Source organism: Lysinibacillus sp. GW247-5R2A, assembly GCF_059424475.1.
On record NZ_JBWKZL010000004.1, the window covers coordinates 146,693 to 170,267 of the forward strand.

The following is a 23,575-nucleotide window of genomic DNA, read 5'->3' on the forward strand; positions in this document are numbered from 1 at the left end:
CAAATCGCCAGCACATGGCTTACGATTTGGCGCTTCCTCCATCAAGTTATAGTGGTCGACGGGCAATAATCGCTACCCAATCTTCCATTAATAATACTTCTTCAATTATAAAGCCTGAAGCTTCCAGAGCTACTTTAACATCATCGCGTTTGGCACCGATAATGCCTGAAGTGACATATAATCCACCTGGTTTCACAATTGAAAATGCATCGTCCGTGAAGGACATAATGATTTCTGCCAAAATATTTGCGACAACCACATCTGCTGGTTCTTTAACCGTATCTAATAGGTTACCATGGAAAACAGCTACTTTGTCCTCTACTTTATTTAAGGCAATATTTTCTTGTGCTGAGCGAACTGCGACCTCATCTAAATCAAGTGCATGCACATTTTTAGCCCCAAGTAGTGCCGCTCCGATAGACAATACGCCTGAACCTGTTCCAATATCAACAACCGTATCGCCTTCTTTGATGACCTTTTCAAGACCTTGTAGACACATCACTGTAGTTGGATGTGTTCCAGTACCAAATGCCATACCTGGATCTAATTCAATAATTAATTCATCTGTTGAAACAGGTGTATATTGCTCCCATGTTGGGACAATGGTAAAGCGTTCAGAAATTTTGACAGGATGGTAGTATTGCTTCCATGCAGTTGCCCAATCTTCCTCATTAACCTCAACAATGGATACTACATTTTCACCAATATCAATGTTAAAGTTCGTTAGATTTGTAATGGCTGCTTTAATTTCCTCGACCGTTTCATTTAAGAAACTAGACTCCGATAAATAAGCTTTTACAATGACGCCATCCTTTGGGAAATCCTCTTCATTTAGCGCATAAATTTCACCAAATTGATCTTCACGTGGCTTCGCAAACTCTGCAGAATCTTCAATAACAACACCACTTGCTCCTGCTTCATGCAAAATATTCGAAATTGCTTCTACTGCTTCATTTTTTGTATGAATGGATAATTCTGACCACTTCACGTAGCTCTTCAGCTCCTCTAATTATTCACCTTGGAATTTTTTCTTAATTTTATCGAATAGTGAACTTCCTTGCTCTTCAGGGATATCGCCACTAATTTCTGCAAATTCTCGTAATAATTGCTTTTGTTTTTCCGTTAATTTCTCTGGCGTCATCACCTTCACGGTTACATACTGGTTCCCCGTACCATAGCCATGAACATTTTTTACACCTTTATCTTTTAAACGGAATTGAGCACCTGACTGTGTTCCAGCAGGAATGCGTAGTTTTACTTTACCGTGAACAGTTGGTACTTCAATTTCATCTCCTAGTGCTGCCTGTGGGAATGTCAATTTCAACTCGAAATAAATATCATCCCCATCACGTTCGAAATCATTATGACCTTGAACACGGAACATAATATATAAATCCCCTGCTGGTCCACCATTTATACCTGGCTCACCTTGACCAGATACACGGATTTGTTGACCATCATCGACACCAGCTGGAATGGATACTTTAATTTTCTTGCGTTTTTGTATTTTTCCTTCTCCACGACAAGTTGAACATTTTTCTTTAATGATCTTCCCTGTCCCATGACAAGTTGTACAAGAACGACGGTTCATCATACGACCAAATGGTGTATCCACTGCTTGGTTGATTTGACCAGCACCATTACATGTCGAACATGTTTCCGGTTGTGTACCAGGCTTTGCTCCTGAGCCATGACAAGTTTCACACGTTTCATCTTTAGGAATTTCGATTTCTGTTTCTTTCCCAAAAATAGCTTCTTCAAATTTAATATTCATGCGATACTGCAGGTCGTCACCTTTGCGTGGCGCATTTGGGTCCTGACGACGTCCACCACCGCCAAAGAATGAACTGAAAATATCCTCGAAGCCGCCAAAGCCGCCGCCTCCAAAGCCACCACCAAATCCAGCATTTGGATCCTCATGACCAAATTGATCGTAGCGTGCTTTTTTCTGATCATCACTTAATACTTCATATGCTTCAGCGATTTCTTTGAATTTTTCATCTGCACCCGGCTCCTTATTAAGGTCAGGGTGATATTGCTTTGATAGTTTACGGTATGCTTTTTTGATTTCATCTTTTGTTGCCGATTTTGTTAGGCCAAGCACCTCGTAATAATCGCGTTTCTCCATGATTCACACTCCGCTCTGTTTGCATAAAATCTATTGTAACATGCAGTCGATAAAACTGCCTTATTTTTTGAGTATTCGTCTGTATAAATTTGAGATTTTTACTTCCTAGCAGTGTTAACGTATGCAAGTATTTCTTAATTGGTACCTCTACTAGGAAGCTACCCTTACATCATGACAAAAGCCAAAGCCGCAAGCGGTCTTTGGCTTTTTCACTTTACTGTGCGTTTAATTCTTATTTATCGTCTTTTACTTCTTCGAAATCAGCGTCTACAACACCATCATCTTTTTTATCAGCACCAGCGTCTGCTTCTCCACCTTGTGCTGCTTGAGCAGCTGCTGCCGCTTGTTCATAAACTTTCATAACTAATGGCTGTAAAACACCTTCTAATTTTTCTTTAGCTGCTTTAATTCCTTCTAATTCACCAGCTTCAAGTGCTTTTTTCAATTCATCACGAGCATCTTCTACAGATTTTTTCTCGTCTTCTGTAATTTGCTCACCTAGGTCAGTAATTGTTTTATCCACTTGGAATACTAATTGGTCAGCTTCGTTGCGAAGATCTGCCTCTTCTTTACGTTTAGCATCTGCGTCAGCATTAGCCTCTGCGTCTTTTACCATGCGTTCAATTTCTGCCTCTGATAAACCTGAATCAGATTGGATTACAATTGTTTGCTCTTTATTTGTACCAAGGTCTTTCGCTTTTACAGATACAATACCATTTTTATCAATATCGAAAGTTACTTCGATTTGAGGTACACCACGTGGTGCTGGTGGAATATCTGCTAATTGGAAGCGACCTAATGTTTTGTTGTCTGCAGCCATTGAGCGTTCACCTTGTAGTACGTGAATATCTACTGCTGGTTGGTTGTCAGCTGCTGTAGAGAATACTTGTGATTTAGATGTTGGAATTGTAGTGTTACGATCAATTAATTTCGTGAACACGCCACCCATTGTTTCAATACCAAGTGAAAGTGGTGTTACGTCAAGTAATACAACGTCTTTTACATCACCTGTTAAAACGCCACCTTGAACTGCAGCACCCATTGCTACAACTTCGTCTGGGTTTACACCACGGTGAGGTTCTTTGTTAGTTTCTTTACGTACTGCTTCCTGTACAGCAGGAATACGAGTAGAACCACCAACTAGAATTACTTGGTCAAGTTCAGAAGTTGAAAGACCTGCATCAGATAATGCTTGGCGTACTGGACCTACTGTACGATTTACTAATGGTAATGTAATTTCATCGAACTTCGCACGTGTTAAAGAAATCTCTAAGTGTAATGGACCTGCTTCACCAGCTGTAATGAATGGTAAAGAGATTTGTGTTGATGTTACACCAGATAAGTCTTTTTTCGCTTTTTCAGCAGCATCTTTTAAACGTTGCATAGCCATTTTATCTTTTGATAAATCAATGCCGTTTTCTTTTTTGAATTCAGCCACTAGATATTCGATAATTGCGTCATCGAAGTCATCCCCACCTAGTTTGTTATCACCAGCAGTTGCTAATACTTCAAAGACACCATCACCTAACTCAAGGATCGATACGTCAAATGTACCACCACCAAGGTCAAATACTAATACTTTTTGATCTTGATCTTGTTTATCTAAACCATAAGCTAGTGCTGCAGCTGTTGGTTCATTGATGATACGCTCAACTTCAAGACCAGCGATTTTACCAGCATCTTTTGTTGCTTGGCGTTGTGCATCGTTAAAGTAAGCAGGAACTGTAATTACTGCTTTCGTAACTTTTTCACCTAAGTAATCTTCTGCATAACCTTTTAAGTATTGAAGAATCATAGCAGATACTTCTTGTGGAGTGTAATTATTGTCTTCCACTGTTACTTTTTCAGCTGTACCCATTTTTGATTTAATAGAGATGATTGTGTTCGGGTTTGTTACTGATTGACGTTTTGCTACTTCACCAACTTGGCGTTCGCCATTTTTAAATGCAACAACTGATGGTGTTGTACGATTACCTTCTGGATTTGGAATTACTTTTGGTTCGCCACCTTCAAGTACAGAAACGCAAGAGTTTGTTGTTCCTAAGTCAATACCGATAATTTTGCTCATTAAAATTTCCTCCTATTAATTCGACGCAAGGGATGCGTTTTTTCACTAATTTTAATTGACTAAATAGTGCTAAGACTATTCGTTCACAGATACCATTGTTGGGCGTAAAACACGATCTTTTAAGATATATCCTTTTTGTAGCTCGCGTAAGACTACACCCGTCTCTTTTTCACTATCCTGTTCCTGCATAACAGCTTGGTGGATATTTGGATCAAATTGCTCACCTTCTGCTTTAATCACTTGCAGACCTTCTTTTTCTGTTGCGTCTAGCAACGAGCGATACACCATTTCAATTCCTTTAATAATAGATGCAGTCTCTTCCGAAGTTGTCTCCACCTGTAATGCACGCTCAAAATTATCAAGGACTGGCAGTAAATCCGATAATAAGCTTTGCGCTCGGTACTTTTCAGCAGCCTCACGATCTAGTTGTTGACGACGACGCATATTATCGAAATCTGCACGTAGACGTAGGTGTCGGTTTTCCTCGTCATCTAGCTTTGCTTGTAATGCAGCAAGTTTCGCCTCATATTGTTCTTCCACTGATAATTCAACTTCTTCTTGAACCTCTGTACGTTCTACTTCCTCTGCTGTCATTTCAGCTTGTACATCATCTTGTACTAAATCTTTGTTTTCAGTTGTTTCTGTCACTTGAATCCTCCTCATAATCACTCACTACGATTCTTCATAAATGCTTGTGTTAAGTCCAAGCGTATTACGTCTAATAATGCCACCACACGCTTATAATCCATACGTGTTGGGCCAATAATAGCAATGGCTCCCTGTTGATCATCACCAATAGAATAAGTAGTGGTAATGACACTGCAATTTTCCATTTCTAGCTGTTTATTTTCAGAGCCTATTCGAATATGAATACCTGATTCATTTGGGTGGAATAATGACTGCACTTGGCTGGTCGTTTCCATTAAGTCCAATATCATACGGACTTTATTTAAATCATGAAACTCAGGTTGATTAAACATATTCGTTTTACCGCCATAGAAAATCTTACTTTCTGGATTTTGCATCGTCGCTGTTACGAGTGCATGAATAAAATCATCCGCTGATCGAACATGTTGCTGTAGAACTGCCAACACTTCAGCTTCAAGGCTTTTATGGAGCTCTTCTAATGACACACCTATTAGGCGATCATTCAAAATATTGACCATTTTTTCTAAATCCGAAGCGGTAAAATCAGGTGGTAAATTAAATAAGCGATTTTCAACATGTCCATTATTCGTCACGATAATCGCTACTGCTGTATCACTAGACAGTGGTACAATCGAAAATCTTTTGACACGATGTCTTTGAACATCAGGTCCTAATAGTATGGAAGTGTAAGATGTCAGCTCAGATAGAATATTGGCTGACTTTCGGATAATATGCTCTACTTCTACAAGTCGATCATTGAAAATCGATTGGATCTGTTGAATGTCCCTCGAGTTAATACCTTGAGGACTCAACAAATGATCTACATAAAATCTGTAACCCTTTTCCGAAGGCACTCGACCAGAGGAAGTATGCGTTTTTTCTAAATAGCCTAATTCCTCTAAATCCGCCATTTCATTTCGAATTGTGGCTGGACTAAATGTAATCCCTTGTTTTTTGGAGATTTGGCGAGAACCTACCGGCTGTGCAGATAAAATAAAGTCATCTATAATTACTTGCAAAATCTGTAACTGCCGATTTGTTAGCATGATTATCACCTCTGTTAGCACTCAGCTAAGAGGAGTGCTAATACTATTATTAAATTATCAAATCCCACAATTTATGTCAACGATATCGCTCATTCTTCTAGCAAAAATTGTTGAAACACCTCATTACCCACAAAACGCCCTTTTCTTGTGAGGCGAACACCCACATCATCATGTTCTAAAAGTCCTTTTGATACTAGCTCTTTCAGAACAGAATCATAATGAGCTACGACCGGCACCATCAACTTCTCTTCATATATTTTGTGCTTAACTCCCTCAGTTTTACGCAGTCCTAAAAACATTTGCTCTTCTCTTTTTTCAGCCTGTGATACTTCATGCTCATGGACAATTGGAAGTTCCCCTGCGAAGACAGTTTCCATATATTTTTTTAAAGGTCCATGATTGGAATAGCGTACACCTGCTAGATATCCATGGGCACCAGCACCAAAGCCAGCATATTCATCGTTATCCCAGTAGATCTTATTATGTTCCGAGTGATAGCCAGACTTTGCAAAATTACTAATTTCGTATTGTTGAAGACCATGCAATTCCATTTGCTGCATTAAAACGTCGTACATATCCGCTTCCAAATCCTCTGTTGGTAAAAGGAGCTTTCCTTTTGCATACTGATTATAAAAAATCGTTTTTGGCTCCACAATAAGGGAGTAAGCAGAGAAATGAGGTAAATCAAGGGCTAGTGCTTTTTCTAATGAGTCCTTCCATTGGGCCATTGTTTGGCCTGGCAATCCATACATTAAATCAATACTAATATTTTGGAAGCCGATTTTTTTAGCCAAAGCAATTGTTTCATACACATGCTCGTTACTATGTGTCCGTCCGATTTTTTGTAACAGTCCCTGATCGAAGGATTGCACGCCCATACTTAGTCGATTGACACCGCCCTCAAACAAAACTTGCAATTTCTCCGCTGACAATTCATCTGGATTCGCCTCTGATGTAAATTCTGTCACACTATTCATTGGAATATACGTACGAATTAATGTTAGAAGTTTGTCCAATTGCTGTGGCGATAATGCTGTTGGTGTACCTCCACCCAAGAAAATGGTTTCGATATGACGAAAGCTTTCTGGATTTTTTTGCGTTGCAAGCGCCATTTCTTTCCCAAGTGCTTCTATATATTCATCCACTGGTTGATTTTTAAAGTAAAATTTATTGAAATCACAATAATTACAGATTTGATGACAGAAAGGAATATGAATGTAAACACCTCGTGCCATAGCTTTCCCTTCTTTCTCGTTAAGTCTTTTCCATTTCTACATTATAACGAATCAATAGAAGGAACGCTATGAAACCATCTAGTGGGTTTACACATATTTTTTCCCCATTATTTTTTTCTACAAACTAAAAACTAGTATGCCAAAGAAATTCCTCTAGCCTACTAGTTCAATTCATGTATAACAAACCATACCGACTACTATGCCTAAAAGCACCAATAAGTAAGGTGGCATCTTCCAGCGCATTAAACACCATAAGAAGACAGCGACAAAGACCATATCTAATCCGTTTTGAATAGTTTGTGTCACAATCGGATGGACAAAGGCAGCGACCAAAATTCCGACGACTGCCGCATTGGCTCCTGCCATTGCTCCCTTTAGTCTGATATTACGGCTTAAGCTGAACCAAAAAGGGAGGGCCCCTATTACTAACAAAAATGCGGGTAGGAAAATTGCCAAAGTGGCTATAATCGCTCCTGGCACACCAGCAATAGCCATGCCAATATAAGCTGCAAATGTAAATAATGGCCCTGGAACTGCCTGTGTCATACCATAGCCTGCTAAAAAGTCCGCTGTACTCATTTGTCCACTCTGAACAAACTGTGCCTCTAATAAGGGTAAGACTACATGACCTCCACCAAATACCAGTGCCCCTGCTAGATAAAACTTCTCAAGCATCGTTACCCATTCATGATTCCACAAGGTACTTATCATCGGTAAGCCAAAGAGCAATATGAAGAAAATGCTTAATAAAGCAATACCAGTGGATTTAGAAATAGGCATATGAATCGCTAAAGGTGCATTGTCCTCGTTACTTTTTTTTATTCGTTGAAAGCCGATACAAGCAGCTAGTAAAATCGCTGTTATTTGTGCCAGCGGATGGACCCATAAAAATACGACGATGAGCGCCATTATAGCGATCAATCCATGCAATTTTGTCGGTAGTAATTTTTTACTCATATCAAATATCGCTTGTGCCACAATTGCCACAGCTACTAACTTCAAACCATGAATCCAATCCATTTTTAACTCTGTAAACATGGAAAAATAAGCAAATACCATCAATAACAACACAGAGGGTAGCGTAAAGCCCAGGAATGAAAGTACACTCCCTAATAGACCACCCCTTAATAAGCCAATCCCCATTCCCACCTGACTAGATGCAGGTCCTGGTAAAAATTGACTCAATATGACAAGCTGACTATAATCTTGGGCAGATAGCCATTTACGTTTTTGCACGTATTCTTGTTGAAAATAACCTAAATGAGCTGTTGGTCCCCCAAACGACGTACAACCTAACTTTAATGAAACATAAAAAATCTCCCATAGCGTTCGCAAACTCTCAACTACTTTCCATATCTTTTTTTTCATCTTACATGGAAAGATGATTCTTTCAGATTAAGAGTTTGTAAATTTTCATGCATCGCTAATCTTTTTTTATTTTAATGGCGGAATCAAGTCTACTCCCATCCTTCTCGACAGGAACTAACGTATAATTTTTCTCAGATAAGTATAGTCCATCCACACGGCTTCCCCACTTTGTCCCTTCTTTATTTAAAGGATAGGGTGTTTCAAAAGTCCATGACTGCCCACCTTTAGACTGAATTTTAAAGAGTAGAGCCTCATTGACGATACTTGTCTCCGAATGAAAATAAATGGTAGTTGAGATAGGGGTGGAAACTACACGATCAATCATTAACTCTTGCTGATCAATATGTTTGATTTTTTTATCGATTGAAAAAACATGCCGATCTTCTTGTAATTGCTCTTGTGAGGCCTCTACTTGAAATTCCCACGGATTTTCAATGCGTGTTTCTACATTCCAATCTTTATAACGAATGTCCAATTCTAAAATTTCATCTGTCGGGAAATCATCCATTTTGATGCTATTATAAATGGTATAAATATTTGCAGATTTTGCAATAGACTGACCTCCATTACGAACCATATAATCTTTGCCGTTAACAAGTATTTGAGGAAAGAAAAACACCTGATGATCTGGCTTAAACTCTTTAGCAGGCTCGAAGGTTGCATTCAATAAAATTTGATTGTCATCCATGATCACTTCATTTAACGTTAAACGCCCTAGACTATTGTTAGCTGTTTCCCCTACCTCTGTTTTATAAGCTTCAAAATCCACGTCCCTTTCCCATAGCCAGTAAAGCAAAGAAGAACTACTAACTACTAAGACTAATAAAAATACAACAACCATTCTCCACTTTTTGCGTCCTCGATTTTCCTTATTTAAATCTACAACTCGAAAGATATCATCGGACAACAAGTACACCTCTTTTTTATAAATAGTTATGATTTATTGTAGTTAGTAAAGAAGCATTATATAACCTGAATAGAAAGAAGGTTGGACAAAAATCACTATGTATGTAAAGGAATTATTCAATCCCTTTATTTTAGATGACGAGCCTTATTTACTTCTTGCATTAAATAGTCCACGAATAGATCATCCCTTACTAGCCAAGCCTGGTAATATCGCTTTACATACCATTCGGCATCTTTAAAGCTCATAAAGGTTTGCTCAAGCGGAATTTTATTTATTTCAATGATCCAATCCATTTCATTATTTGAATAGAGAAGAAATAATTCATCGTGGTGATTTTTATAGAAGGTTCCAAAGGTGGTGCCCTTAAGGTTATAGCGATTTCTTTTTGCGTCCTCAGGAATGGGCTCTAAGTGGAAAGTTTCTAGCACAAATTGCTTGTATGCCTCCACAGTTAATGAGCACCCAGCTGCTTTTGGATGCCCTCCTCCACCAAACAAGGCTGCGATGGCCGCCACATTAATATGATCATGTATCGTACGGAAGGATACTCTTTTACTCCCCATGTTAATCATGGCAATATAATCAAGATGCGCGTTTTCTTTCCCTAATTCATTGCCAAGCTCAGAATGATAAGATTCTGCATAAACAACACCACCATAGAAGTCACCTAAATTTGTTTGAATTAGCTCACGTTTTTTTCGACGAATATAACGTTCTATTTTCTCCTCTTCCATGCTTAAAATTTTCTTTTCGAATTCATCAAAGTCGAAATGAGACTGACCTTTTAAACGATCCAGCATTTTCTCTTCGAATTCTTCTATAGACACTAAAAAAAAGAGTGCATTCAATCGTTGCGCCTGATAATTTCCGTTCCTTTCCCATTCCCATGTATCATACTGTCGCACTAGCTCAACAAACTCTGTTAGAACATCTGTTTTTTCTAATAGCCCATGCATGACAAGATATTGATAAAATAATGATGTGGCAGACGTTAAAAGGCCCTGTTCATCTTCCATTACAACCTTACCCCACTCGTACTGATTGAGGTGGAGGGCTGTTTGGTGATGGTCTAAAAGCTGCACATTCCCAGTAGCCTGAAAGTAATCATCAATTCTTTTTTCGTTCCCCTCATTCGGAGAAAGATCTGTAATAAATAAAAAAGATTTGGACTGTTCATTTTCCAAAAAGAACTCGATCTCTCGGTCAAGTGCTGTAACAGAGTTATATCGTATTTTCACCTGATCGTTAAACGCTAGCTTAGCTAGAATCCCGCAGCCTACACCATCTAAATCGTTATGTGATAGTAATTTATACATGTCTTCACCTCCGATATAGTATGGTTACTTTTTTGTTATTCAAACAAAAAATATCGTTGAAAAAGTATACGTGATCACATACATTTAAAACAATTAATTCAGCTACATACATTCATATCAGAAGGAGAGATATCAATGAAACGTAAGCTCGCCTATAGTGGAATTGTCATCGTATTAATACTCGCTTTAGCATTTTCAGCCTATAAACTAATGAATGCCCGCAATTATCAATTGTTTGGAAACATAACCTCTCAAGTCGAGACAAATGACAAAGTTGTTGCGTTGACATTTGATGATGGACCAACTAAAAATACCGATGCTATCTTATCGCTACTAGACGATTATCAAGTGAAAGCAACGTTTTTTCTAATTGGAAAGGATATCGAAGGACAACCTGAGGAGGCGAAAAAAATTGCTGAGGCTGGTCATCAGATTGGAAATCATACGTATTCACACAAGCGTATGGTATTAAAAAGTCCTGCCTTTATTAAACATGAAATCGAAAAAACCGATGCCTTAATAGCCGATATTGGCTATACGGAATCAATCGTAGTAAGACCTCCATACGGCAAAAAACTAATTGGATTCCCCTATTATTTAAATAAACATAAGCGAGAGACGATTACATGGAACTTAGAACCCGATACGTTTTTCACACAGGCTGATGAAAAGGTGAGGTATGTAAAAGAAAACATTCAACCAGGTTCCATTATTTTAATGCACCCTATGTATGATTCTACGGGTAATGAATTACAGGCCATAGAGGAGATTTTACAAACAATAATGGACGAAGGTTACACATTTGTAACGATTAATGAACTTTTAATCATCAAAAACGATTAATAAAAAAATACTTAGGAGTCTGTGCCTACTATAGGACAGATTCCTTAGTCAATACTAGTTATGAAGCAGCAATATTATGTTCATTCACTATAATATTAACATTATAGTATTTTATATTATTTACTCTCCTACCATTCCACCTTCACAAATTTTACACAGCCTACACTCCCTTATTACATAGTTAAACAACGAAGTTCCTCAATGTTAGATTTTTCGGAAATGTTAATATATATTTTTTCAGTAAAATATAATCACCATCTCTGCTAAAATATGCTATTATACTTTTAGTATAAGGACCTATTTTCATTCAATTGAAAATAGAGGAAATATGAACTACGAAGGATGATGATGATGCAAAATATCCAACAATTATTCCAGAGCGAAGATGGAAATATTCAACAAAGAGAGAATTTTTTATCCTTATTAGAGAAAATTGTTTCTTCATTAGATAAGTTAAAGGATCCAAATAGAACGACACTAGGTCCAATGAAAGACCGCTCTGCTAATTTTTATCAAGAGCTTATGCAGGACCATCAAGTACCGACAACTGGCGTTGGCCTCGATCAAGTGGTAGAGGAATTAACAGAATTAATGCAAGGGCATCCCTACCATACACGTAACTTTGTCACAAATGTTTTACCAATGGCCAGCATTCCTGGCGTATTAGGTCAGTTTACAAATGCCCTTCTAAATGGCAATAACTTATGGGATGTTTATGGACCTGCTGCTGCTGAGTGTGAGGTAAAGGTAGTAGCTATGATGTCTAAATTAGTAGGCTATGATTATACGAAAAGCTTTGGCTATACTACATGGGGTGGTCAAGGGGCTGTTTTCAGTGGATTACGTCTAGCTATTGCAAAGCAATTCCCACACGCTAAGGAAGATGGTGTTCCTAATAATTTATATTGTTTTGCTTCAGAAAACGCACATTATAGTCTTTTAAAATCTATTGAAGCAGTAGGTATTGGCAGTAAACATCTAGTACGCGTAAAAGCAGGCAAAGATCACTCCATGGATGTAGAAGACTTACGTGCACGCATGACTGAGGTCATCGAAAAAGGCGGCATTCCTGTCTATGTCGTAGCAACTACAGGGGCAACAGATCAATTTGGCATCGATGATGTAAAGGCTGTCAAAGAAGTTACAACTAGCCTTGAGCAAAAGTACAACCTACAACCAGTACATATTCACGCTGACTCAGCTTTAGGTGGTTTTTATGCATTTTTCAATGATTATGATTTCAAGAATAACCCACTTCAATTTGAAGAGGATGTATTACAAGGTCTGTCACAAATCCATGAACGTATGCAGCATCTAGCCATTGCAGATAGCCTTTGCTTTGATTTCCAAAAGCTTGGACAAACACCTTATTTAACAAGCTTATTTTTAATTAAAGATGGTAAAAGCTTACAGTTATTAGATATTGAGGACTTTGATACACCTTATGTGGGTAATCGTGGCTACGGCTCCTACCATACAGGTTATACGTTAGAATGCTCTCGCATGGGTAGCTCTATTGCCATTTTGGCTGCTTTACAAGCATTCGGTAAGGAAGGCTATCAACAAATACTAGCCAATTATGTACGTGTGAATTTAGCATTCCGTGCACAATTAGCTGCAAAAATACCAAGCCTACAGGTTGTCAATGAAATGAATATTGGTCCAGTCACTGCCTTCCGTTTATACCCTAGTGACTTGAACTGGCAAGCAGAACAAGCTGGTCACTATTCACAAGATCAAATTGAACGTATTAATGCCATCAATGCTTCTTTATTTGAAATAATCGGAGAAGGTCGAGACGAAGTATTCTTTGGTGATACAACTCGAGTTTGCACAGTTCTTACAAATGATACAACACAACTTGTACCAGTGGCCGCGGCAAAGTTCTTCTCCATTTCACCTTATACGGAGACGGAGCATATCCCGAATATGATTCAATTCTTACAGAAAAAGCTTCAAGTATTGGAGGCGTCTCAAATTGCGTATCGTCAATAAATTTAAGAGTTCTTTACTCTATAAATATATTGCTAGCTTCACTATTCCGATAGCCATTATTTCGTTGATATTTAGCATTGTCATGTTTGCTGTTTCCTATCGCATTATCGACAATTTTGTTATTAAACAATTTGAATCGACATTAGAAATAACATCGAGCACTATATTTGAAAATATCGATAAAAATGATGTCAAGGCTGCGGATAATGGTAGTCCTGAAAAATATAAAAAATTATTAGATCAATTGAATGCAACAATTAATAAATACGATATTGAAAATGCCTATGTGCTTTCTAATGCAAATGGGAAAGAGCATATCGTCGCTTTAAGTGATACGGACAATCATCAGCAAGATTATGAATTTAGTGTAGAAATGCGTGAAGCTATCAACACTGGAACGATTCAAACAAGTGATATTTATAAAGATGAGTATGGTATCCATAAATCTATATTCATCCCATTCAAAGATACAGATATTATTTTTGGTTTAGATATGGACGCTTCCTTTATCTCTAAACTTCAAACAGAAACACTTTGGATTTGTATAATTATGACGGTTATTTTTGTGACTTTAGGCATTATCGTTGCTTACTTCATTAGCGTAGGCATTACGAGACCAATCAAAAAAATGACTCAATATGTAGGACAAGTTGCACAGGGAGAATTAGCAGTTGAACCGCTTCAAATAAAGGGCTCCAATGAGATTGCTCAACTTTCATCTGGCATTGAGAATATGACAGAGGATTTACGTATATTAATTCAGCAAATTGCTCAAAATGCTGAGCAAGTGGCGGCCATGTCTGAGGAATTAACGGCAAGCTCTGAGCAAACAAGTGCATCCATACAGCAAATTACTTCTTCTATGCAAGAAGTGGCGGCCGGTTCAGAAAAACAAACCTATTCGATTGAAGAAGTCGAAAGTCATATTACATCCATCTCAGGCAAAATGTCTGAGGTTGTTACTAGCGTTACGGATGTAACTGAAAAGGCATTCGATGCGTCAGCTATTTCAGAAAAAGGTAATACTACGATTAAAGATGCCACTGAAAAAATGGCTGTTACTTCTCAAGCTATTCAAGAATCTGCAACTGTTGTAGAACGCTTAAGTACGTACACGAATGAAATTGGAGATATTGTCACATTAATTACACAGATTACTGATCAAACCAATTTACTTGCATTAAATGCTTCGATTGAGGCAGCTCGTGCAGGTGAACATGGAAAGGGCTTTGCGGTCGTTGCAGAGGAAGTACGTAAACTAGCAGACCAATCATTAGATGCAACAAATAGTATTCGTACACGTATTGAAACGATTAAAGAAGAATCTGCTCAAGCCGTAAAATCAATGGCGATTAGCAGTAGTAATCTCGCTGAAAGCTCTACAACCTTCAACGCCTCAGGTGAAGCATTTGCTGATATTTATGCCCATATCACAGACCTGACGAAGGAAATGGATCATGTGAATAACATTATGGCCAATATCAACGAAGGAGTTAGCAGTATTGCTGTTTCTGTTGAGCAAGTGGGAGTCGTAGCTGTACAATCATCAGGTAATATTCAAAACGTAGCAGCTGCCTCTGAGGAGCAATCTGCAAGTATTGAAGAAATTACTGCATCCTCCAATAACTTAGCTGAGATGGCACAGGAACTTCGCCATATCATCCAGAAATTTAAATTATAAATAAACATAACCGCTATACCTGAAAAAGGTGTAGCGGTTTTTTAGTAGAACAAAAAAATCTTCTACCAAGAAGGTAGAAGATTAAGCAATAATACTTTTCACAACTTTTGAAATCACTGCACCTTCAGCTTGACCAGAAAGTAATGGCTTAGCAATTTTCATAGCCTCTCCCATATTCATTCCTTTTTCAACACCAGCGGCTACTAATTTTTCAGCAATCTCTTCTTCCGATAATTGCTTTGGTAAGAATGATTTTAAGAGTACTAATTTAGCTTCCTCTTTCTCAATTAAATCTGCTCGTTCAGCCTTTTGAGCACCCTCTAAAGCCTGATTTGTTTGTTTGACCTCTCGATTTACAATGGCCATTTCTTCATCAGCAGTTAAAGCCTCTCCCTTTTCCTTTTCAGCCAAATCTAAAGCCGATTTTAAAAGAGATAATACACCCTTTGCTAAAATATCTTTTTCTTTCATTGCTGTTTTTAACTGTTCAAATACCTCTGTTTTTAACAATGTCTTCACTCCTTCAAGCCTTTATATTCCAAAAAATTATACCACAAAACTAGCCTGAACACTTTTAATCAGAACTTCACTTGATAATGGAGCATTCCCTTTAGTTCCAACTGATAGGAAATGAGCCCCTGTAGAGCCATTTCCTCGCGCAATAAATTCTCCCCAATAAAAAACACACTAACAAAACTAGCTTAAAATTCAGCTGTTCGCCTAGCGTTGTTCATGTGTTCTCCTTTTATTAGGTTGTTAAAAAAACCTTCCCTTTATTAGTATGGCTAGATTCAACGGCGTCTATTGCCTTGTGAATGTCCAATAATGGAAAGTACGCATTTACGTTCATCATTGTTAATGACCCATTATGTACGAGGCTGATTAAATGCTGCATACATTGTTGCCATTTTTCTGTTGTCGACTGCAGTTGCCAGTGTCGTAAATGAAACATCCTAGCCTGGACCTTTGCTTCCTTCACAATGTTTGCCCAATCCACCTGTACTCCTGATAAAAGGCCAATAGCTAAAAAATTCCCACCAGGTTTCACACAAAATGCAAGTTGGTTGCCAGCATCTCCTCCGATGGAATCAATGGCAGCATCTGCACCTCGCCCATTTGTTAATGCCATCACCGTCTCATACAAGGGCATATAGGACGTATCAATGACATAGTTGGCCCCAAGTTGCTGTAATTCCTCCGTATGTCGACCGTTTCTTGTAACCGCAATTAGCTGGAAACCTAATAATTTCGCAAATTGCGCATAAATATGTCCGATAGCTGAGCCACAAGCGTTCACTAATAAAACATCACTCGATCGTAATTTTAGAACCTCTGTACAAGTTACTAAAGCTGTAAGAGGATTAATATACATTTGTGCTGCAGTAAAATTATCCATGTCAGTAGGGATAGCTACAGCAAATTCAGCTTGGGTTTTCACCATTTCCTGCCAAGTCCCCTCTCCCCGTAGAGGTAGCACTCGCTGACCAAGAAGCTTGGGAGAAACAAGCGATCCGACAGCTTCAACAATGCCAACGCCCTCATAGCCAGGTACTGTTGGTAAAGTGATTCGATGAGCATATTTCCCCCATATTGGTATAAGATCAGATGGATTGATCGGCCTTGCTAGCATACGCACAAGAATTTCCTGTGGAGCAGGAGGTGTAATGGTTTTATTTTCAACCCTTATTACCTCTTTGGGATTTCCATATTCATATATTTTAAGAGATTTTACTTTCACTATTCTTTCTAGCTCCTTTATGGATTAGCTATTAAACAGCATCATTCCATGGGCATTTTTGAGTCACGTTTCTTAAACCAAAGCTTCTGATAAAATAATTGCTTCCCTTTAGCGCAAAATAATTGAACCCATCTAATATTTTCGTGCTGACAATGCTTTAACAAGGTCTCCATCCCTATTGTACCAATTCCTTTTCGCTGAAAATCTGTGTGCACCATCACATCACAGATAAAGGTTCGATAGATGCCTATACTAAGTCAACTATTGCTATTGCCTTGTTTAGTCGTTCATACAAATAAAGCCCCTTTGCATTCCAGCCAATTGTTTGGTGTCATGCCTGATACGCTTTTTTCGTTGGATAAGACTCACCTATTACATTTTAGGGTACTGTCATTGTACGACAGTTAGATGCCCCTTTTCGTTCATTATTAATTGGAGAGTGTCATTTATTTCTATACATATTGGACTGACCTGCGCAATCTTATCTGAAAAATACCACAGACGAGCACTAGGTCCTACTAAAATGTTGGCTCCATCTTCATAGTTTCCTAGAAAATTAAGGGAATCTTGTTGAATATTTTTGTTATTAATAGGCTTTATACCATATTCATTTAACTCTCCTGCTACTGCTAAAATAGCATCTGTTGTTAAATTAATTTCACCAATATGTAACACTTGATCGATTGAAAAAGTCGTTGTATTGAGCTTTGGATTCACTTCCTGTCTAGAAATAAACTCCACTATATTGCCCTCTGGATCATAAAAATAACATGAATAGGCTTTTAAAAATTGAAAATAAACTTCATCCTGACCTTCTGAAAAAAGTAGGCGGACTCGTTCATTCGCCCAATCCTTTGCTTGTTGAAATAAATTACTTGGAATGTTTAAAGCAAAATGATATTGTTTTTGGATTTGAGAAGAGACCTTCTCGAAAGTCATCTCACTCTCCCCAACAGCTATTGTAAAATAATCCTCTGTACCTTTTACCAATGCAAATCCCATTTGCTCACAATAAAATTGCTGCATCTTTTGTACATCATGAACTACTAGTTTAACCCTCGTAATTTTCATTCAAATCCACCCCTTGCTTGTAGTTAACTCTACTATACTGGTCATACAGGGCATTTTACTTCGTGCAAAAGAATGAAGTTTATTTAGATAGCTTACAGATGCTCTCGATCTCCTTTGCTAGTTGGCTGAGAACTCATCAAAAATTCCACATCAAATTGCGAATCATTTCGCATCTGGTGGCTGATTTGATGGTATTTTCATATTTCATTAAATCAAAGCGTCGTGTTTTTATTTCATGTAATGAAATTTACCAAATCTCTCATGTTAAAAATTCCGCTAAGCTTATTTTCTTTTTTTGATAATCTGCACCAATCTGTTGTAGTTCTTTTTCTAATTGAACTGCACCCGCTTCGATGCCTCTATATATTAATAACGGCAACTGCTCTAAAGATTTTTTAGCTGTTGAATAATCATAGGACAGTCTCTTTTTAAGCAGTAATAAAGTTTTAAGCTTATCCTTTCCATTGCCGGTAATATACATCTCATAGTAATTGTAAGAATGATCCTCCTGCTGCTCCTCCTCTACATTAGGTGGTACAAGAACACTCTGAAGAAACGCTACGAGATGATCATAAGCCATTTCAAAATCCCAACTCCCTGCGCCATGATAGGCAGTGAAAATAGCCGAATCCCCTCTCGATATATCTATACAATATGGATCTCCCTCATCCGTAGCGATGACTACATAATGTTGTGGCCAATCAGAAATGATTTCTTCTGTGACTGGATTATAATTGTAACCATCCTGTCCTCGCACTAAATCGGTAGCCCCGTATATTTGTAGGTTTATATAGTCACCTGTATTCCATGTAATTCCTTCCACGACATAATGTTTCAAAAAGTAGATATATTCATCCGGTAATGGCCAATGGCTACCTATTAATTGACTACCATCTTCTTCTAGTGGCTGATGAAAAATCATTGGATATATGGCGTAAAATGAAGGATTTTGTTGTTGAATCTCTGAAATAAAACTCCGCATGTTCTCTATTACTTCATCTATGTCCTTAAATACTTCATTCATAGTAGTTCCCTCCTTACTGCTTTGCATTTAATCATACCCCATCATTACCCAATGAAGGAGAACATGTTATAATTTTAAAGTGCATAGCCATAATTATTTCGTATATCTGTCTGTAATCTGATGACTTTTATCCAAGCCGTCACCATACTAAAAACATACACCAGATCTATTAAAAACAGTAAAAGGAGAAATCTCTTTTGAAAAATATAATCATCAGACGCCCTGAGCTAGCAGATACTCCTGTACTACATCAATTCTTCTTACATGTCATTCAGGATACTTTCGCTAAAGAAGGTCTTGCCGAGCTGGTGGACGATCAACAACTTGAATGGACAACGAAAAAACAATACTTAGCTGCTGACTTTGAAAGTCAGGGCCAAAAAAGGTTTTTCTGGCTGAGGATGGCGAAACAAAAGAAATCATTGGCACCATTGAGTATGGGGAGTCAAATGAATTCATTCAAAAAACGATTTTGGAAGACCTGTCAAATTGTCCAGAAATCGGGACCGTTTATGTTCATCCAAACTACCAAGGTTGTGGGATCGGAACGAGACTTGTGAAGAAAATGCTAACAACGTTAAAAATGAAAAACATCCCTAGCTTTTGCTTAGACAGTGGCTATAAACAAGCACAACTGGTTTGGCAGAAAAAATTCGGACAGCCAAACTATGTGCTTGAACATTTTTGGGGAACAAATAATCATCATATGATTTGGAAACGCGATTTACCATTTCAACTAAAGGAGTAAAAGATGTCCTTACAAATTACACAACAATTAGATGCAAAAAATAAATCCTATGTCAATCACATGCTTTATGAATATAATGTAGAACACTTTCCAAAAGACCTACAAGGGCGCTATAAGGAAATTAATTTATTCCTAACAGATCAAGACAGTCAAATTTTCGGTGGCATATTAGGAGAGGTTTGCTGGAACTGGTTAGAAATACACACATTAATGGTCGATGAAAAATTCCGTGGTCAAGGATATGGTTCAAAATTGTTAGCAGCCATTGAGGAAATTGCTTTAGAGAATACATGCGATTTCATTAAGGTTGACACCTTAAGCTTTCAAGCGTTAACTTTTTATGAAAATCATGATTATGAAATTTACGGGACCCTCGATCAAGTAGGAAGAGATTTTAAACATTACTATTTAAAAAAGACTTTACAATATGATTTTGATGATAAGTGAAGTTCAATGTCATTGACCTTCCATCGATGTGAGCAGTCCTAAATATTTGTTATACTTTCCGATGAATGTTAGTATAGTTTATACAGATTTAGTTTTTAATAGTGGAATAGTAAAAAATATGTAAGATTTAATAGCTTCAATAGTGACATTGAGGCTTTTCTCTTTTCGCAATTTGTAAGTGCCTATACTTATTATGTTTGGAGGGAAATGAAATGTTAAAATTCATTGATGATTTAGCCGGTGCGATTTTCGATGTATTTATGCTATTTTGTTATTTCTTGGCAGGCGTAATAATTGTAGGAGTCCCGATCTTTTTATTAGCTAAATTCTTTTTATGGTTTCAATAAATATAGTAGTCGACATCGAAATGCCAAAAGGAATCACCCGCTTTACGGTGATTCCTTTTTGTTTTCTTATTCATCTATGTTTATAGCTCAGCAAGCCCTTTAAACAATTCGACTCCTGTTACGATCAGGTCATCTTTAAAATCATATTCAAAGGTATGGATGTTTGGATAATCCTCTCCATTCCCTATATAGCAGTAAGAGCCTTTTGTCAGTTTTGTATAATGACCAAAATCCTCTGAAGCACGGAAAGCCTCCTTTAACTCGAGCATTGGTATATTTTTCTCTGCACAAACCTGACGTATTTTATCGGAGCTCTCTTCGTGATTAGCCGTTTCAGGGAATTCATCCTGATATTCAAAACGAATTTTCAGCCCATATTTTTCTGCTTCTACTTGCGCTAGATTTTCCAATTTATGCTGAAGTTTACCCATCTCTTCCTCATATAGAGCTCGGATAGTCAATCGTAGTATGCCCTTACTTGCGTTAACACCAAATGCTTTCTCTCCGATATCTACTTGGACGACGGTGCATAATACATTACCTTTATTCGCTGTTGGATCAATAAAGCTTGGAATGCTATCAATAATTTTTGCTATGGCAAAAGCAGGGTTTATGCCATTCTCGGGTTCACTTGCATGAGATGGCACCCCCTCCATATAGATAGACATTCCTTTTGATGCATACTGAGCTGTCCCATTAATAACATAAACCGTATTTTCTTTGATGCCACTCATATTATGCCAGCCAAAAATCTCATCGATTTTCTTTTCTTCTATTAAGTCGGCACATTCTATAGCACCATCACCAGTTTCCTCGGCATGTTGGAATAAAAAGAATATATTATTGTCAGAGCCCTTCTGATCGATTTCAAGGGCAAAGCCGCAAAGTGTTGCGGAATGTCCATCATGACCACATTTATGAGAAACACCAGGAAACTTCGAACCGTAAGAAAGTTCAATCGTCTCCTCAATCGGGAGGGCATCAAAATCAGCCCGAAAAGCAATATTTCTTTTGCCTACTTTTGAGTGATAAACGGCATAAAACCAACGCCCCTTATCTACGACTTCAAGATTTGTATGGGTTTTAAGAAACTCTATTAAATGCTGTTTCGTCCATGCTTCATGATTTGATAATTCTGGATGCGCATGTAACTCATGTCGTAATTGTATAGCCAGCTGTAAATTATTCTTTTCCATTATTCTGTATCTCCTTTAACTCATCGCAAATCTCTTAACATTCTGATTGTTTACTAGAAAAATGGATGCAACCAACGATCATGTCATTGATTATTTTATTTCTTTATCATGTATATGAGCTTCTAAAAATGGCTTATAGCTAGGATCATGAATTTTCCCTTTTTTATACAAATAAGTACCCACAATAAAGTACATTATTAGCATAGGAACACCAATATAGAATGAGAATCTTGTTTCAGGACTATAAGCTGTATAAATGGCAATGGCTATTAAAGCAGCTAAACAAAGTAGCGTTGGAATTGGATAAGTTCGCATTTTGAATTTTAGCTTATCGACAGACCCTCCATTTTTCACTAACCACTTCCTAAATTTATAATGGGAAAGATAGCTACCAAACCAGCCAAGTAGTGTATTAAAGCCTGCAATAGATGTTAACCAAATAAATACTTTATCTGGTGAAATAAAGTTCGTAATCAGCGAAACCTGTCCAAGGAATAATGTCAAAATTACCGCATTCATTGGAATGCCTCGTTTATTAACCTTCCCTAATGCTTTTGGTGCTTTCCCTTCTTTTGATAATGCAATCAGTGTTCTACTTAGGAAATAAACAATCGAGTTCGCTGCAGAAACCAAAGATGTTAGAATAATAATATTCATGATTGTTGCAGCTCCAGGAATGCCAGCTAAACCTAAAAGACCAGCATATCCATTACTTAGAACGCTTACATTTTGATAAGGTACAACTAAACCAATGATGGTAATAGATCCAACATAGAAAATTAAAATACGAAGGAAAATTGTATTAATGGCCCTTGGAACGTTTTTCTGCGGGTTTTCTGCTTCACCTGCCGCAGAAACAACTGTCTCAACACCTAGATAGGACCAAACTACACCAGTCATCATAATAATGACCGCTGTCAAACCATTTGGAAACATCGATTCACTGTTCCAATTTGAAAAACCTATAAATCCTTGTTCTCCAATCACTCCGAAAATCATTAGGACACCAATGATAAGAAATACAATGATGGCAAGTACTTTAATACCGGCAAACCAATATTCAGCTTCCCCATAGGATTTCACATCAATTAAGTTCAAAAACAAAATGATAGCTGAAATACAAAGACAAAATATAAAGGTAGACGTACTTGGGAAAAATTGATTAAGAATCATCCCTCCCCCAACAATTTCAGCACCGAGCCCGAGGAATCCATTAATATATAAATTCCAGCCAACCATAAAACCTAGCACGGGGTGAACAAATAAACCTGAATAGGTAGTATAAGCCCCTGGTATAGGCATGAAGGTTGACATTTCTCCAAGACCCTTCATTAACACAAATACTAAAATACCAATCACTAAAAATGCTATAGGACCTCCAAGAGCTCCAGCATTTGAAACAACATTTCCAGATGCAAGAAATAATCCTGTCCCAATGGTTCCACCAATTGAGATCATTGTAAGATGTCTGCGTTTTAACCCACGTTGTAAATCGTACTCTTTATTCTCCACTGTAAATCCCCCTAAATCTTCCAAATCATAGCCTTTCTACACCATTAATTACGTCTCCACATATGCCTCTGGTGTTTCTCAAGCTCACTTGAAAAGCTTCTCTAAAAACCGTCAGCCTGATATTGCATAAACACCTGCCGTAGAAAGATTTTTTCCCCTTATTAAAGAGAGAGAAGTTTGTTGAAACAAAATAATCCCCTTTCTCCTTTGTTAAAAGACAATATATAATATTCAGTCTTTAATTCTATATATTATAT

General features: G+C 37.6%; 21 protein-coding genes and 1 pseudogene. 6 read left to right on the forward strand and 16 right to left on the reverse strand.

The window, feature by feature from the left end; translation table 11 throughout:
• Positions 1 to 46: 46 nt before the first annotated feature.
• The 9 genes from prmA to AC07YC_RS08295 form a co-directional block, all read right to left on the reverse strand.
• Positions 47 to 988 carry a 50S ribosomal protein L11 methyltransferase gene (prmA, locus tag AC07YC_RS08255; protein WP_494919025.1) on the reverse strand — a complete coding sequence of 314 codons (942 nt, stop codon included), beginning with the start codon at positions 986 to 988 and terminating at the stop codon, positions 47 to 49.
• A gap of 21 nt (positions 989 to 1,009) precedes the next feature.
• Positions 1,010 to 2,128, reverse strand: a complete 1,119-nt coding sequence (gene dnaJ / locus AC07YC_RS08260; protein WP_336635747.1) for a molecular chaperone DnaJ — start codon at positions 2,126 to 2,128, stop codon at positions 1,010 to 1,012.
• A gap of 232 nt (positions 2,129 to 2,360) precedes the next feature.
• Positions 2,361 to 4,196: a molecular chaperone DnaK gene (dnaK, locus tag AC07YC_RS08265; protein ID WP_336635748.1), complete on the reverse strand. Its 1,836-nt coding sequence runs from the start codon at positions 4,194 to 4,196 to the stop codon at positions 2,361 to 2,363.
• Between the two features lie 75 nt (positions 4,197 to 4,271).
• Entirely contained in the window at positions 4,272 to 4,844 is a 573-nt protein-coding gene (gene grpE / locus AC07YC_RS08270) for a nucleotide exchange factor GrpE (protein ID WP_494919026.1), read from the reverse strand.
• A 17-nt stretch (positions 4,845 to 4,861) separates the two neighbouring features.
• Entirely contained in the window at positions 4,862 to 5,890 is a 1,029-nt protein-coding gene (hrcA, locus tag AC07YC_RS08275; RefSeq protein WP_336635750.1) for a heat-inducible transcriptional repressor HrcA, read from the reverse strand.
• An 89-nt stretch (positions 5,891 to 5,979) separates the two neighbouring features.
• Positions 5,980 to 7,125, reverse strand: coding sequence for a radical SAM family heme chaperone HemW (hemW, locus tag AC07YC_RS08280; protein WP_336635751.1), 1,146 nt, complete (start codon positions 7,123 to 7,125; stop codon positions 5,980 to 5,982).
• A gap of 171 nt (positions 7,126 to 7,296) precedes the next feature.
• Positions 7,297 to 8,493, reverse strand: coding sequence for a chromate efflux transporter (chrA, locus tag AC07YC_RS08285; protein WP_494919027.1), 1,197 nt, complete (start codon positions 8,491 to 8,493; stop codon positions 7,297 to 7,299).
• A gap of 55 nt (positions 8,494 to 8,548) precedes the next feature.
• On the reverse strand, positions 8,549 to 9,409 hold the full coding sequence (locus AC07YC_RS08290; protein ID WP_494919028.1) for a DUF4179 domain-containing protein: 861 nt from the start codon (positions 9,407 to 9,409) through the stop codon (positions 8,549 to 8,551).
• A gap of 116 nt (positions 9,410 to 9,525) precedes the next feature.
• Positions 9,526 to 10,716: a DHH family phosphoesterase gene (locus tag AC07YC_RS08295; protein ID WP_494919029.1), complete on the reverse strand. Its 1,191-nt coding sequence runs from the start codon at positions 10,714 to 10,716 to the stop codon at positions 9,526 to 9,528.
• A 135-nt stretch (positions 10,717 to 10,851) separates the two neighbouring features.
• Between AC07YC_RS08295 and AC07YC_RS08300 the strand changes: the two genes are divergently transcribed.
• The 3 genes from AC07YC_RS08300 to AC07YC_RS08310 all read left to right on the forward strand — a co-directional run bounded on the left by AC07YC_RS08300 (position 10,852) and on the right by AC07YC_RS08310 (position 15,235).
• Entirely contained in the window at positions 10,852 to 11,559 is a 708-nt protein-coding gene (locus AC07YC_RS08300; RefSeq protein ID WP_494919030.1) for a polysaccharide deacetylase family protein, read from the forward strand.
• 351 nt (positions 11,560 to 11,910) lie between these two features.
• The gene (locus tag AC07YC_RS08305; RefSeq protein ID WP_494919031.1) at positions 11,911 to 13,554 is read left to right on the forward strand and encodes a pyridoxal phosphate-dependent decarboxylase family protein; all 1,644 of its coding nucleotides are present in this window, start codon (positions 11,911 to 11,913) and stop codon (positions 13,552 to 13,554) included.
• Positions 13,538 to 15,235, forward strand: a complete 1,698-nt coding sequence (locus AC07YC_RS08310; RefSeq protein WP_336635756.1) for a methyl-accepting chemotaxis protein — start codon at positions 13,538 to 13,540, stop codon at positions 15,233 to 15,235. The genes AC07YC_RS08305 and AC07YC_RS08310 overlap by 17 nt, the downstream gene beginning before the upstream one ends.
• 81 nt (positions 15,236 to 15,316) lie before the next feature.
• Here AC07YC_RS08310 and AC07YC_RS08315 read toward each other — a convergent pair whose 3' ends face one another.
• The 5 genes from AC07YC_RS08315 to AC07YC_RS08335 form a co-directional block, all read right to left on the reverse strand.
• A complete protein-coding gene (locus AC07YC_RS08315; RefSeq protein WP_144787418.1) occupies positions 15,317 to 15,745 on the reverse strand; it encodes a GatB/YqeY domain-containing protein in 429 nt (142 codons plus the stop codon).
• Positions 15,746 to 15,983: 238 nt separating this feature from the next.
• Positions 15,984 to 16,973 (reverse strand): zinc-dependent alcohol dehydrogenase family protein, encoded by a 990-nt coding sequence (locus AC07YC_RS08320; RefSeq protein WP_494919032.1) that lies wholly within the window; start codon positions 16,971 to 16,973, stop codon positions 15,984 to 15,986.
• A 41-nt stretch (positions 16,974 to 17,014) separates the two neighbouring features.
• Positions 17,015 to 17,191, reverse strand: coding sequence for a GNAT family N-acetyltransferase (locus AC07YC_RS08325; protein ID WP_494919103.1), 177 nt, complete (start codon positions 17,189 to 17,191; stop codon positions 17,015 to 17,017).
• Between the two features lie 172 nt (positions 17,192 to 17,363).
• Positions 17,364 to 18,044 carry a VOC family protein gene (locus AC07YC_RS08330; RefSeq protein WP_494919033.1) on the reverse strand — a complete coding sequence of 227 codons (681 nt, stop codon included), beginning with the start codon at positions 18,042 to 18,044 and terminating at the stop codon, positions 17,364 to 17,366.
• Positions 18,045 to 18,303: 259 nt separating this feature from the next.
• A complete protein-coding gene (locus AC07YC_RS08335) occupies positions 18,304 to 19,068 on the reverse strand; it encodes an SMI1/KNR4 family protein (protein WP_494919034.1) in 765 nt (254 codons plus the stop codon).
• Positions 19,069 to 19,265: 197 nt separating this feature from the next.
• On the opposite strand from AC07YC_RS08335, the pseudogene AC07YC_RS08340 reads away from it, so the two are divergent.
• The 3 genes and pseudogenes from AC07YC_RS08340 (at position 19,266) to AC07YC_RS08350 (ending at position 20,610) form a co-directional block, all read left to right on the forward strand.
• A pseudogene (locus tag AC07YC_RS08340) lies at positions 19,266 to 19,816 on the forward strand (GNAT family N-acetyltransferase).
• Between the two features lie 3 nt (positions 19,817 to 19,819).
• A complete protein-coding gene (locus tag AC07YC_RS08345) occupies positions 19,820 to 20,263 on the forward strand; it encodes a GNAT family N-acetyltransferase (RefSeq protein WP_036127223.1) in 444 nt (147 codons plus the stop codon).
• Between the two features lie 212 nt (positions 20,264 to 20,475).
• The gene (locus tag AC07YC_RS08350; protein ID WP_255350092.1) at positions 20,476 to 20,610 is read left to right on the forward strand and encodes a hypothetical protein; all 135 of its coding nucleotides are present in this window, start codon (positions 20,476 to 20,478) and stop codon (positions 20,608 to 20,610) included.
• Between the two features lie 80 nt (positions 20,611 to 20,690).
• On the opposite strand, the gene AC07YC_RS08355 is transcribed toward AC07YC_RS08350, so the two are convergent.
• Positions 20,691 to 21,806, reverse strand: a complete 1,116-nt coding sequence (locus AC07YC_RS08355; RefSeq protein WP_336635762.1) for a M20 metallopeptidase family protein — start codon at positions 21,804 to 21,806, stop codon at positions 20,691 to 20,693.
• Between the two features lie 90 nt (positions 21,807 to 21,896).
• Positions 21,897 to 23,318, reverse strand: coding sequence for an amino acid permease (locus AC07YC_RS08360; RefSeq protein WP_042737440.1), 1,422 nt, complete (start codon positions 23,316 to 23,318; stop codon positions 21,897 to 21,899).
• Positions 23,319 to 23,575 lie beyond the last annotated feature (257 nt).

Bases quoted from the DNA above. Each gene is read 5' to 3' on its own strand.
- dnaJ (WP_336635747.1), bottom strand. From the start codon at position 2,128: ATGGAGAAACGCGATTATTACGAGGTGCTTGGCCTAACAAAATCGGCA.
- dnaK (WP_336635748.1), bottom strand. From the start codon at position 4,196: ATGAGCAAAATTATCGGTATTGACTTAGGAACAACAAACTCTTGCGTT.
- hrcA (WP_336635750.1), bottom strand. From the start codon at position 5,890: ATGCTAACAAATCGGCAGTTACAGATTTTGCAAGTAATTATAGATGAC.
- hemW (WP_336635751.1), bottom strand. From the start codon at position 7,125: ATGGCACGAGGTGTTTACATTCATATTCCTTTCTGTCATCAAATCTGT.
- chrA (WP_494919027.1), bottom strand. From the start codon at position 8,493: ATGAAAAAAAAGATATGGAAAGTAGTTGAGAGTTTGCGAACGCTATGG.
- AC07YC_RS08295 (WP_494919029.1), bottom strand. From the start codon at position 10,716: ATGTATAAATTACTATCACATAACGATTTAGATGGTGTAGGCTGCGGG.
- AC07YC_RS08300 (WP_494919030.1), top strand. From the start codon at position 10,852: ATGAAACGTAAGCTCGCCTATAGTGGAATTGTCATCGTATTAATACTC.
- AC07YC_RS08305 (WP_494919031.1), top strand. From the start codon at position 11,911: ATGCAAAATATCCAACAATTATTCCAGAGCGAAGATGGAAATATTCAA.
- AC07YC_RS08325 (WP_494919103.1), bottom strand. From the start codon at position 17,191: ATGGTGCACACAGATTTTCAGCGAAAAGGAATTGGTACAATAGGGATG.
- AC07YC_RS08330 (WP_494919033.1), bottom strand. From the start codon at position 18,044: ATGAAAATTACGAGGGTTAAACTAGTAGTTCATGATGTACAAAAGATG.
- AC07YC_RS08335 (WP_494919034.1), bottom strand. From the start codon at position 19,068: ATGAATGAAGTATTTAAGGACATAGATGAAGTAATAGAGAACATGCGG.
- AC07YC_RS08345 (WP_036127223.1), top strand. From the start codon at position 19,820: ATGTCCTTACAAATTACACAACAATTAGATGCAAAAAATAAATCCTAT.
- AC07YC_RS08350 (WP_255350092.1), top strand. From the start codon at position 20,476: ATGTTAAAATTCATTGATGATTTAGCCGGTGCGATTTTCGATGTATTT.
- AC07YC_RS08355 (WP_336635762.1), bottom strand. From the start codon at position 21,806: ATGGAAAAGAATAATTTACAGCTGGCTATACAATTACGACATGAGTTA.